This window comes from Bifidobacterium imperatoris (assembly GCF_002860405.1).
In the GTDB taxonomy this organism is placed as follows: domain Bacteria; phylum Actinomycetota; class Actinomycetes; order Actinomycetales; family Bifidobacteriaceae; genus Bifidobacterium; species Bifidobacterium imperatoris.
The window spans coordinates 113,719-121,331 of record NZ_NMWV01000025.1; the positions used below are offsets into that span (position 1 = coordinate 113,719).

The 7,613-nt window shown below is 60.4% G+C and carries 13 protein-coding genes and 1 pseudogene; 2 read left to right on the top strand and 12 right to left on the bottom strand.

Annotated features, from left to right (window positions below; genetic code table 11):
- Position 1: 1 nt before the first annotated feature.
- From Tam1G_RS09345 to Tam1G_RS09395, 11 genes are all read right to left on the bottom strand, one after another.
- Positions 2–226 (bottom strand): helix-turn-helix domain-containing protein, encoded by a 225-nt coding sequence (locus Tam1G_RS09345; RefSeq protein ID WP_101626310.1) that lies wholly within the window; start codon positions 224–226, stop codon positions 2–4.
- Entirely contained in the window at positions 223–465 is a 243-nt protein-coding gene (locus tag Tam1G_RS09350) for a hypothetical protein (RefSeq protein WP_101626311.1), read from the bottom strand. The genes Tam1G_RS09345 and Tam1G_RS09350 overlap by 4 nt, the downstream gene beginning before the upstream one ends.
- On the bottom strand, positions 462–1,904 hold the full coding sequence (locus tag Tam1G_RS09355; RefSeq protein ID WP_101626312.1) for a ParB/RepB/Spo0J family partition protein: 1,443 nt from the start codon (positions 1,902–1,904) through the stop codon (positions 462–464). The genes Tam1G_RS09350 and Tam1G_RS09355 overlap by 4 nt, the downstream gene beginning before the upstream one ends.
- Positions 1,905–2,020: 116 nt before the next feature.
- Positions 2,021–2,446, bottom strand: a complete 426-nt coding sequence (locus tag Tam1G_RS09360; protein WP_101626313.1) for a RusA family crossover junction endodeoxyribonuclease — start codon at positions 2,444–2,446, stop codon at positions 2,021–2,023.
- Entirely contained in the window at positions 2,443–3,063 is a 621-nt protein-coding gene (locus Tam1G_RS09365) for a hypothetical protein (RefSeq protein ID WP_101626314.1), read from the bottom strand. Before Tam1G_RS09365 ends, Tam1G_RS09360 begins: the two co-directional genes overlap by 4 nt.
- Entirely contained in the window at positions 3,063–3,530 is a 468-nt protein-coding gene (locus tag Tam1G_RS09370; protein ID WP_101626315.1) for a single-stranded DNA-binding protein, read from the bottom strand. Before Tam1G_RS09370 ends, Tam1G_RS09365 begins: the two co-directional genes overlap by 1 nt.
- Positions 3,531–3,770: a hypothetical protein gene (locus tag Tam1G_RS09375; protein ID WP_101626316.1), complete on the bottom strand. Its 240-nt coding sequence runs from the start codon at positions 3,768–3,770 to the stop codon at positions 3,531–3,533.
- A 3-nt stretch (positions 3,771–3,773) separates the two neighbouring features.
- On the bottom strand, positions 3,774–4,013 hold the full coding sequence (locus tag Tam1G_RS09380; protein WP_033891747.1) for a hypothetical protein: 240 nt from the start codon (positions 4,011–4,013) through the stop codon (positions 3,774–3,776).
- Between the two features lie 10 nt (positions 4,014–4,023).
- On the bottom strand, positions 4,024–4,281 hold the full coding sequence (locus tag Tam1G_RS09385) for a hypothetical protein (RefSeq protein ID WP_033891748.1): 258 nt from the start codon (positions 4,279–4,281) through the stop codon (positions 4,024–4,026).
- Entirely contained in the window at positions 4,281–4,505 is a 225-nt protein-coding gene (locus Tam1G_RS09390; RefSeq protein WP_133125002.1) for a hypothetical protein, read from the bottom strand. Before Tam1G_RS09390 ends, Tam1G_RS09385 begins: the two co-directional genes overlap by 1 nt.
- Before the next feature lie 14 nt (positions 4,506–4,519).
- Positions 4,520–4,744: a hypothetical protein gene (locus Tam1G_RS09395; protein ID WP_101626318.1), complete on the bottom strand. Its 225-nt coding sequence runs from the start codon at positions 4,742–4,744 to the stop codon at positions 4,520–4,522.
- 121 nt (positions 4,745–4,865) lie between these two features.
- Between Tam1G_RS09395 and Tam1G_RS09400 the strand changes: the two genes are divergently transcribed.
- Entirely contained in the window at positions 4,866–5,225 is a 360-nt protein-coding gene (locus Tam1G_RS09400) for a helix-turn-helix domain-containing protein (RefSeq protein WP_101626319.1), read from the top strand.
- Between the two features lie 135 nt (positions 5,226–5,360).
- Here the strand turns inward: Tam1G_RS09400 and Tam1G_RS09405 are convergent, their stop codons facing one another.
- Positions 5,361–7,196, bottom strand: coding sequence for a 3'-5' exonuclease (locus tag Tam1G_RS09405; RefSeq protein ID WP_165781976.1), 1,836 nt, complete (start codon positions 7,194–7,196; stop codon positions 5,361–5,363).
- 191 nt (positions 7,197–7,387) lie between these two features.
- Between Tam1G_RS09405 and Tam1G_RS09410 the strand changes: the two are divergent.
- Positions 7,388–7,613, top strand: a pseudogene (locus Tam1G_RS09410) (integrase catalytic domain-containing protein); the annotation flags it as partial.

Here is a 7,613-nt window from a genome sequence, read left to right on the forward strand (position 1 = left end):
GTTATCTCCTTTTCAGCAGGTCGCGCGCTGTCTTGTGGCCTTCGTCGGTGAGCGCCCAGTTGTCGTAGAAGTCGGGTTGGATGAGCCCGCGTTCCTCCAGCGCGGCGAAGGTGCGGCTGTTGTTGGAGTTGGCGGGCAGCATGGTGTGGTTGAGCAGCGCGATCAGCAGCTCCCTCATGGTGGGTGTGAGCCGTTCGAGCCGGCTTCGGGTTTCCCTGCGGCTCATGGCTGTTCCTCCGAATGCCTGTAGAGGCTGCGTGATGCGGCGGCGAGCGCCCTTCGGGTCTGGTTGAGGCCGGCGAGCGCCTGGGTGAGGTGTTCGAGGGCGTCTTCGGGGGCTCCTTGGTCGCGGATCGCGTTGACGATGCTGATGAGCGTGTCGGTGAGGGTGCTGGTGGTGTCGATGCGGCCCACGGCGAGCGCTTGTTGGCGTTTCATGCGTTGGGTTTCGTGTTGCGGGCTCATTGTTGGTCCTTCCGGGTGGTGAGGCTGCCGTTGATTGCGTTTTGTTCGCTGCTGTTTGGCTGGTAGCCGAGCCATGCGAGCGCCTGGTAGTAGATGGCGGTGGTTTTGAGGGTGCTGCCGTAGCCGGTGCCGTCCCATGTTTCGGGGGTGATGCGTGCTTCCTGGCGGGCGAGCATGACGAGGGTCAATTGGCGGAGTTCCTGGCCGGGTTTGTCGGCTCGGCGGCGCAGTTCGTTGAGGTTGGCTGTGGTGTCGAGGTGGTAGGTGCCTTCCTTGGGGTTCTTTTTCTCGTCGGGTAGGGGTTTGCCGCTGATCTGGTTGTAGGCGGTGATCATCTGGTCGCGTTGGTTGGCGTCGAGTCCGTTGGGCAGGTAGGTGCCGGTGCCGATGGTTTCGAGCCTGGCGAGGGTTTGGATGGCGTCTCGCATCTGCTGGCCGGTCCAGTCGGCGCTGGTTTTGCGGATCCATTCGGCGCGGAGTTTGTAGCTGGTGGCCGCGTATTCGCGTAGTTTGGCCTTGCGTTCGCGTTCCTTGGCGGTGATGGCCTTGAGCCGTTCGACCTCCGCGGTGTTCGCGGGATCCTTGGGGGTCGCGGGTTCGGCCCATCCGTAGCCGGAGTTTTCGGTGGTGAGGATGACGCTGGCGGGGTTGCCGCCGTTGTTCAGGTATTCCTCCCATGATTCGGCGAACGGTTTCGACGTGGTGGGTGCGTGGGTGGCGCCGTAGCCGTCCATGTCGGTCCACAGGTTCTTGACCTTGATGGCGTGCAGGTGGTTCGCCGTGATGTATTCGTCGGCGGCCTGGCGCCACTGGTTCATGCGTTTGTGGTCGCGCGCGTTCTCGAGCTCCCACCGCCAGTCGTTGCTTTCGGCCTTTTCGGCGAGGCGGGCTTGCGTTTTCGGATCGTCGGCGAATTCGGCGAGCGCATCGAGCTGGCTGAGGGTGAGTTGGCTGAAGTCCTTGGCCTTCTCACGGGTGGCTTGCGGGATGCCGGCGATTTTGATGCGGCGGCGGACGAAGCTGGTGCTGCGGCCGGTTTTGTCGGCGAGTTCGTCGATCGATGCGCCGAGGTCGAGGAGTCCTTGGTATCCGTCGGCTTCCTCGATGGGAGTCAGGTCGGCGCGCTGTGTGTTCTCGACGAGCATGATCTCGCGTTCCTCGCGGTCGGTGAGATGGCGCACCGTGCAGGGGATCATGGTCATGCCGGCTTTGATGCAGGCCTGGTAGCGGCGGTGGCCGATGACGATCCGGTAGAGGGGTTTGCCGTCCGTGTCCTGGCCGGCCGGGGTGACGAGCAGCTGCTGCTGGAGGCCCTGGGCTTTGATGCTCGCGGCGAGTTCGGATACGTCGCCCACGGTCTTGCGCGGGTTGGCCGCGTTGGGGATGAGCTGCGTGGCGGGGATGTCCATGATCAGCGGGCTTGTGGTGTTGGTTTCCATTGGTTGCGGGTCACTGTTCCTTGAGGTCGTTGGACATGGTGGTGGGTATCGGGGTGCGGGGCAGGCGTTTGCGGCGCCTGCGCTGGCGTTGGTGTTCGAGCTGCTGGCGTCCGTGCTTACGCTTGGCCATGCTTGTCGTCTCCTTCGATGGTTTCGGTGATGTGGAATTCGAGCCGGTGGATTCCTTTGGGTGCGATGGTGGGGCTCATCCGGTAGAAGGGGCCTTCCACGTGCCGCCAGTTGTCGTCCGGCCAGAGTCCGGCTTTGGTGAACCCGTCGATGATGGGTTTGCCCACGTTGTCGGCGTTGCTGGGGTCGGCTTGGCTTCTCCCGTTGGGTGGATACTGCACGTACACGTCGAGCCGGCAATGCTCGAAGTTCACCCCGCCATGCGTGTTCCTCCAGTTGACGGCTTCGGCCCAGCCGAGGCGTTTGAGGGTCTGCATGAGCCGGTTGTGCGCGTACCAGTTGCCATGCGAGCCGTTGTCGTTCTTCCACAACGGTTTGGGAATCTCCACGACGATCACATGCTGTGCGCTCATCGTGGCCTCTTCGCGGTGTTCAGGCTGTCGCCCGGATATTGGGCGCAGACGATCCATTTGTCCTCGTGCCGATGGTCGGGTGCGACTTCCACGCGGTATGCGCCCTTGGGGGTGAAGGCCTTGATGATGCCGTGGAGGATCCGCTGTTTGAGGTTCAACGCGGCGCGGCGTTCCATGTTCTCGCCGATCACGGCTATCCTGCCTTCGAACCTGCGCAGCGCCTTGGCGGGTTTCGACCATTTGCTTTCCGGTGGCGCCGGTTTGACGTGGATGTCGGCGGGCCAGTCCGCGATGAACCTCACGGAGCGCAGCAATGCCAGGTCCTCGTCCTTGCCCACCGGCTGTGCTTCGGTTTCCGCCGGTTCCGGCATGGTGGTTTCCGGCGCCGGCGGGGCCAACGGTTCCGGCTGGGATTTGACGGGCTTGTCGTCTTCGGTTTCGGCCTGCACCGGCTGTGTGATCACGCTCGGCGTGATGCCGTGGCGCTGCAGGCCGTGTTTCCTGCAGTAGCGGCCCACGGCGAGCCGTTCGGATTGCTCCAGCTGGTCCCAGCCGTCGCGCAACGCGATGGCATACAGTTGTTCGAGTTCCTGCTGTGTGTACTTCGGTTTGGTCATCACCACTCCCCGGTATCGAAGTCGTCATTGTTCCGCATGGCTCCCGTATGACCCTGCGCGGGAGCCGGCGCGGCCTGGTGTTGGTTGCCGTTCCGGCCGCCGCCTGTTTTCGTGATCTGCACGGTGGCGCGCTGCAGGCTGGCGCCGATGTCGTCGATGACGTACCGGGTGGACCATCGCTCCGTGCCGTCCTGCGCGGTGAACCGGTCGGTCTTCGGCCTTGCCACCGCGATCACCTGGGAGCCTTTCGCCAGACTCGCGGCGATGTGTTCGGCCAGACCACGCCAGGCCTCGCAGTTCCAGCTCGTGGGAGTGACTTCGACCGGCTGGCCGGCCGTGTCCTTCTCCCCGCCGCTGGACAGGATGCGCAGGTTCACGACCGGCGTGGCCTGGGCGCCGACGGTCCTGAGCTCCGGGTCCGCGGCGAGCCTGCCGCGGATGATGACCATGCTCGGATCCTTCGCCATCTACTCCTCCTCCTGTTCGTCGTCTTCGGTGAGATATGGTCCGAGCTTGCGCACCGCCCACGGTGTGGCGAGCGCCGCGCCGCAGCCCGCGTAGATGATCAGGGCGATGGTGTTGCCCAGCGGGTGCATGCATCCGTCGTGGGTGAGCAGCCATGCCAGGGCGAGCAACGTGGCGGCGGCGAGCGCGATGGTCTTGATTCGTGTGTATGGCCAGTCGGTTGTGGTCTCGTTCGTGTTCATGGGTTATTCCTCCATGCCGCGGATCCAGCGGTCCATCGCGGCTTTCGTGACCCTGCGGCGGCCTGGTTTGCCGAAGCGGTTCGGCGGGCGGAATGTGTCGAGGTCGCCGTTGTTGATTGCCAGGCGTACTCCCTCGTAGTCGAGTGAGTACACCTGCGCGGCCTGGGCGGGCGACCATGCCTGCCGTTCTCCCAACGGCACACGGCTCGTGTCCTTCAATGCTTCGGTGTTCTTCTCGCTCATGTCGGTCTCCTTAGAAGCTCTTGATCTTGGCCGTGAGGCGTTGGAGGATCTGGCGCGGGGTGCCGGTGACGAACACGGTTTCACCACCCCAGCCCGCGTCGAGGCTGAACAGGTGGCCCTGGTTGTCGAGCATGAGCTGGGTGACGCCGATCTCGAACTTGCCGGGCGCGGTGCTGAACACGATGCCGTATGGCGTGGCGTCCGCGAACTCGTATTTGCCGGAGTCCTCCATGAGCCCGGCCAGTGCTTCCTTGGTTGTCTCGTTCATCACTTCGCCTCCTTGGATGGTGTAGTGAGCATGGCGGCGAGCGCCTTCGCGGCTTCGGGGCTGAGTTCCCTGCGCGGGCCAGCTCCTCCCTTGCCGATGCGGATGGTCACGTGGCCGTCCACGTGGCGGGTCGCGACCAGTCGTTCGTCATCGGGCTCGTAGAAAGCGACCAGGCTGGCGAACCTGTCGTTGCCTCGCACCTCGGTGTGAATCTCCGTGTTCATGGCCTTCCCGCACATCACGCCACCAGCTTCTGCGAGCGCGGAATCATCGGCACGCCATTGGTTAGCTGGAATCCAGCCACGATTCTTATGATTTCCACCGCCGATGGCGTCTTGCCGTTGGTCAACTCCTTGTACCGTTCCTCTGTCAATCCACAAGCGGCAACAAATGCCGAATGGCTGAGTTTGCGCTCCTCTTCCAACGAGGCGAGGAATTTTGGGGATATGACCAGCCCGTCCATGTCTCACTCCTTAATCAAGGTGTTTAATTTCTTAAACGAACTGTACCACAACTTGAACGGTTGTCAAACCGTATTTGATACGGTATGTTTAATAATTGAGACACATAGTTAGGAGGTAAACATGAGTGCATTCACAAAATGGATTGAGGAGATCTCCGGCGGCAACATGAGCAACCGAGAGCTTGCAAAAAAGGTCGGCATGACCGTCGCCACGTTTCATCGCAAATGGACAGAGGACGCCTTCGTCTCAGACGATGCGATCACAATCGCGCGAGCCTTCGGCCGCTCGCCAATCGAAGCTCTCGTAATCCTCGGTTCACTGACCGAAGAAGAGGCCAACAAAGCTGCAAGGGGCTACTCGCTGTCTGAATACACGACCTTGGAGCTCAGCCAAGAACTTCTGCGCCGAATTCAAGCAAGCGCCGAAGTTCCCGACTATCTCAATAAGCCGGTCGATGAGGCCGCAAAGAAAATTCTGTAGAATCTACGTCAATTGGGCGCAGAACCATCTCCCCGCTCGACAATCCATCTAGAATATGTGCCTCAAAAATCGTTAGAATATAAATCGCCCCGGTCGCTCGTCTGCGAGCGCCGGGGCTTGATTATGTTGTTTGGCCTATCGTATGAGTGCGGTAGCTGTTCGTGATCCGCCTTGGGTTCCGATTTCGATTTTCGACATGGCTCCGTTATCTGTAATCAGGTCGAGGCATGCCGCATTGTCCGTCAGGTCCAGTGTCCCGATTTGCTTTCGGCCGATTTTGACCTGCACGCCCAGCATGCCGTCGATAACGGTCTTCCGCAGGAGCGCCCATAGCAGCGTGCCGTCTTCGTATTGATCCAGCGTCTCGCTGGCATTGTCGTTCAGTTTGATCGGAGTGCGTTTGGGGCCGGTGATGTCTTTCTTGTGGGGCATTTTGTTTGCGGTTCCCCATGTGGACATGTTTGCTTCCGTGCCTTCTCCTGCGGCTCTTGCCTTCTGAGATGTCAGAGCCCCCTGCTGAGTCTGAGATGCCGTTTGGGATTTGTTTTGCGTCATCAGGCGAGATTCGGCGAGTGCCGTCTTGTATTCCTCCGAAGGGGCCTCGGCCTCCGGCATTTCCACGCGGACGTCGAGTTTGACGGCTGCGGTTTTCCCTGATTTGGTGTGGGCGAGCGCGACGCCGCCGATCTTGGGGACTTGGTGGTAGTGGCGTGAGGTGTTGGTGGGCGTCATCCATCCGATTTGTTCGCCGTCGAGGGTGACGAGGATGGTGGGTTCTCCCATGTGGGTGCCTTTCGGGTTTTCTCCTCGTTGGAGTTCGACCCAGAACCATGCGCCGGCTCCGTACTCGTTGAGTTTGTCCTGGTGTTCTTCTTCGCCTACGATTTCGACGCCGCCTTTGGAGGGTATGACGATTCCGTAGGGTTTTTCGTTGCGCAGTTCGATTCCGGCGTTGGCCATGTGGCGGCTGCGGAATACCGTCTGGGTTTTCTGCCGCTTCTGGCGCAAGGCGATCTGCTCGTCATCGTCACTGACTTGTTGGGGTGCCGTGATGGCTTTGAGTCTCTTGTAGCATTCCAGGGTGTCTTTGGCGTCGGCGAGCGCTCGGTGTTCCTCGGTTTTGTTGATGCCGGTGCGTCGCATGACGTCTTGGAGGGTATGGCTTGTGGCGGTCGGGTATTTCTCCCGGCTGAGATCCGCAGTGTCGAAGGTCTCGTTGCCGAGGCTGGGAAGTCCGGCGTCTTGGAATGCCTGGTTGAGGAATCCGATGTCGAATTGGATGTTGTGGCCGAGCATGGGCAGGTCGCCGATCCGACGGCGGAGCTCGTGTACGACGTCGACGATTCTCGGTTGTTCTTTGAGCATGTCATCGTCGACGCCGGTCAAAGTGGTTATTTCGGGCGGTACCGGAATGCCGGGATTGATAAGTTGTGAGTATTCGCCAATCGGCTCGTCGTTTTTGACGTACACGATTCCGATATCGATGATGCCGCATGTCTTCGGACTGAAGCCAGTGGTCTCGAGATCGAGAACGATGTAATCGGCATCAGGGTGGGCACCGCTTTCGTTGCGGATGTGGTCGTCTGAGCTTTTCTCGGCATGGAAACCTGCGGCACCGGCCACGAACGGTTCCTCAGGAAGGTCAACAGCCGAGGCAGTGGAGTCTGGAATCGTTCGCGCATCAGCTTGCCCTGTGATGCCAGCTATGCTTCCCTCGGTCTTTTCAGTCGCGGTTTTGGCTTGCTTTCTTTTGAATTCTTCCGGGTCTTTGATCATGTCGCCTATGATCCAGAGCACCAATCCCACGAAAGCCAGTGCTACCGCTACGATTATCCCGAATATGAGCCCCAAAAGGTTTACTTTGAATCCGGCAATCACGAACAGCAACGCGAACAGCCAGGCCATGACGGCGAGCGCTCGAAACGCTATCATGCCGATGGTTCTCGGTAGAGGCGTTTTCTTCTTCGTCATATGTTGTCCTTTTGGCATCATGCCCCAATCTATCGTTTTGCAGCCGTCTCATTGCGACCCTACGTAGATTTTACAGATGATTACGGCTGTGCCGGTTGTTCGACGTGCCTCACGTTTTTTGAGCGCGTAGGGTGTGGTGGTGCCTCATCGGGAATGAGCGCGAACGGTATCGGTCCTGTTTGGCTTGTCTTATGGAAGACAGGATCAGCATGGCGACGAAGCGGCAGGTCACCCTGAGATTCAGGGATGAATACATGAAGGCGTCGAAGAAGGACAAGGGACGCATCCTCGATGAGATGTGCTCCGTGCTGGGAATCGGCAGGAGCACCGCGAGACGCAGACTCACGGAAGCCGGGCGCGGCAGGCCGTCGATGTCGCCCGCGGAGCGGCCGAAGCGGTATTCGGAGCAGTCGCGCG